This window comes from Acidiplasma aeolicum, assembly GCF_001402945.1.
In the GTDB taxonomy this organism is placed as follows: domain Archaea; phylum Thermoplasmatota; class Thermoplasmata; order Thermoplasmatales; family Thermoplasmataceae; genus Acidiplasma; species Acidiplasma aeolicum.
The window spans coordinates 1-3,094 of sequence record NZ_LKBG01000070.1 but is presented as its reverse complement, the minus strand read 5'-3'; the positions used below and the strand labels follow the sequence as shown (position 1 = coordinate 3,094).

3 protein-coding genes are annotated in these 3,094 nt (G+C 31.5%); 2 read left to right on the top strand and 1 reads right to left on the bottom strand.

Annotated features, from left to right (window positions below; all coding sequences use genetic code 11):
* Positions 1–59: 59 nt before the first annotated feature.
* Entirely contained in the window at positions 60–902 is an 843-nt protein-coding gene (xerA, locus tag AOG54_RS02335; protein ID WP_048101678.1) for a site-specific tyrosine recombinase/integron integrase, read from the top strand.
* Here the strand turns inward: xerA and AOG54_RS02330 are convergent.
* Positions 899–1,948 carry a polyprenyl synthetase family protein gene (locus AOG54_RS02330; protein WP_048101677.1) on the bottom strand — a complete coding sequence of 350 codons (1,050 nt, stop codon included), beginning with the start codon at positions 1,946–1,948 and terminating at the stop codon, positions 899–901. The genes xerA and AOG54_RS02330 overlap by 4 nt on opposite strands.
* Before the next feature lie 341 nt (positions 1,949–2,289).
* Between AOG54_RS02330 and AOG54_RS02325 the strand changes: the two genes are divergently transcribed.
* Complete coding sequence (locus AOG54_RS02325; RefSeq protein WP_054963956.1) at positions 2,290–2,991, top strand: tetratricopeptide repeat protein; 702 nt, start codon at positions 2,290–2,292, stop codon at positions 2,989–2,991.
* Positions 2,992–3,094 lie beyond the last annotated feature (103 nt).

Here is a 3,094-nt window from a genome sequence, read left to right as displayed (position 1 = left end):
ATTGAGGTAAAATCAACAGTCATAAAATCTGCATAATTGCCTATTTTTATCTCACAGTTATGAAAATTGACGATGAAATACAAAAATTCCAGAAATTTTTATTATCAGAAAGGCGCAGCCCATATACAGTTAAGGAATATGCATCACTGGTCAATAATTTTCTTGGTTTTATAAATAAGGATATTAATTCTGTATCCGCTGAGGATATAGAGGAATATAAAAGCTATCTGGCCCTCACTAAAAATTATTCAAAAGCATCACAGTACCTATCAATAAAGGCTATAAAGGCATATTATTCATCCAAGAGATTGTCACCTCCATTTAATCTTGTACCACCAAGAAGGTCACAGAAAATGCCTGTTTACCTTAATGAGTCTGATGCGCGCAGGCTTCTTGAATCTGCTCATGATATCAGGCTCAGATCAATTATATCATTATTTTTATATACCGGGTTAAGGGTTGGCGAATTAACAAGACTGGAAATGGAGGATGTTGATCTTCAGGAGAATATAATATATGTACATTCAGGAAAGGGAGATAAGGATAGAATAGTGATAATTCCGGATGAATGCAGAAACGATCTTTTATCATATCTTAAGAGGAGAATAACTATAACAACAGCATCAAATAATTTTTTTATTTCCAACAAAAAAAATAGATTTGATACAAGTTCCATAGAGAGGCTGGTAAAAAATCTTGCCAAAAAAGCAGGAATACAGAAAAAGGTCACACCACATGTATTGCGGCATACGTTCGCAACGTCTGTGCTGAGGAACGGCGGAGATATAAGGTTCATTCAGCAGATACTTGGGCATTCAAGCATTGCAACAACACAGATTTACACCCATATAGATGATAATACATTAAAGGAAATGTATATGCTTCATAAACCAAAATATTAATTTTCTCTGTGAATTATATAATTGGATAGGAACTCCAGCATTTCAAGGGGCTCCTCACTGCCCCTTATTGATTTAAGATTTTGTTTTGCTATTTTTGTAAATTCATCGATTTTTTTAAGGGAATAATCGTACGAACCTGTGTCAATAATAATTTTCTTAAGTTTGTTAAAATCATCATCTGAGACGTTCCCTGATTTAATGCATTTCTCTATGAAACTTCTCTGAAGGTCATTGGAATTCTCATACGCCTTAATAATCAAAAGTGTTTTTTTGCCCTCATTCACATCGCTTTTTATTGATTTTCCAGTCTTTGCCTCGTCACCGAACATGCCGAGTATATCATCATAGAGCTGGAATGCTATACCCGCATTTTTTCCAAATTCCCTTATATTCTGAGTATAATCATAGTTTCCTGCCAGAAAAGACCCCATCACCATAGGTCCCTCTATTGTATATCTTGCTGTTTTAAAATAATGAAGTTTCAAAAGTTTTTCCTCGCTGTATGTTTCATTGATTGTTGAGAACAGGTCAAGTAATTGGCCCTTGCCAGTATCCTCTATCACCTTTGAAAATTCATAATCAGCATTTAATAAATCTTTTTCATTAAATCCTGATTTTAACAAAACCTCATGTGAGAATGTATCTATTAAATCCCCAGCACTTATTGCTATGTTTTCTGCTATTTTCCTATTTTTAATTTTATTTTCAAAATGTTTATGGAAACTGGGTTTACCACGCCTTATATCGCTTTCATCCATTATATCATCATGTATTAAAAGATATGACTGTGCAAGTTCAATAGATGTGGATGCGCGGATTATTTTATCGTCTATGTCCCTAAAAATATTATAGCCAAGGATCATTATTATTGGTCTTACACGCTTACCGCCATTCATTGTAAAATCCTTTAATACATTGATTACCTGGCTAATCTCATCATCAGAGCATTCTTTAAGCTTTTTCTCAAAATAGGTATTCAATTCATTATTGACTGCTGATTTTAGGCTGTCGAATTTTTTAATATAATAGCTGTTATCGTTTATCAATTTATGGTTTATATATTAGCCCATTATTAATTTTTTTGTATTAAAACAAATAAGGTTATGGTTTCTGTTAACATTGTTAACAAACACCTTTGGAAGTTATTATACCAATTAATACTGGTAAGCTTAAACTTCCTGGATACAACCTTGAATTCTTGCCATCATGGTTATTATTATAATATATAATTTTTATAAATAGTTACTGGAATCACCTATAATATTATAACAGTAATTTGCTTTAATATAAACTTTATACTTTCACCTTATCCCTTAAGGAAAAAAGACTCCAACCTTTTTGAGTTAAATAACTTAATCTTAATATATATGGTTTAAATATTATACACATGGCAGATGGTTATATCTATAATAAGGATGATGAGGCTGATGATTATAACGAACGTGGCATTTCATACTTTAATGTGATGCAGTATGCAGACGCTGTAAAAGAATTTACAAAGGCAATAAATATTATTAAAACAGACCCAGATTTTTATCTGAACCGGGCACTGGCCTATTATTCATTAAAAATGTACAATGAGGCCATAAAAGATTGTCAAAAGGCAATATCATTAAGCAGCGATAGGGGAGATTATCATAATACCCTTGGTTCAATATATGATGATATGAGAAAATATGATGAGGCTATAAATGAATTTAATGAGGCCATAAAAATAGAATCAGATGTCCCTGATTATTATTATAATAGGGGAAATGTGTACTGGAAAGTTGGTAAAACAGATTTGGCACTGCAGGATTATAATAAGGCTGTTTCATTAAATGATTCGGACCCAATTTTTCTTTATAAAAGATCCCAGCTTCTCACTGAACTAAATAAATATGATGATGCATTAAAAGACCTGGATAAATGCATAAAAATATCAAGGAACCCTGCATATTTTGTTGACGAGGCAGGTATTTATGAAAAACAGGGGAATTACCAGAAATCCTTGGATATACTGAAAGAAGCATTAAATCTTTCACCGCAGGATATATCAATAAAATCCAAAATAGCATCAATTGAAAAATTAATAGAATCAGAAAAATAAATTAAATATGACCGAAAAATTTTAATTTTATTTTTATCCAATTATTTATTAATAATGCAATTTTTTTTATTTTTTCAATCCTGTTTATTATTATTTGAGAAAT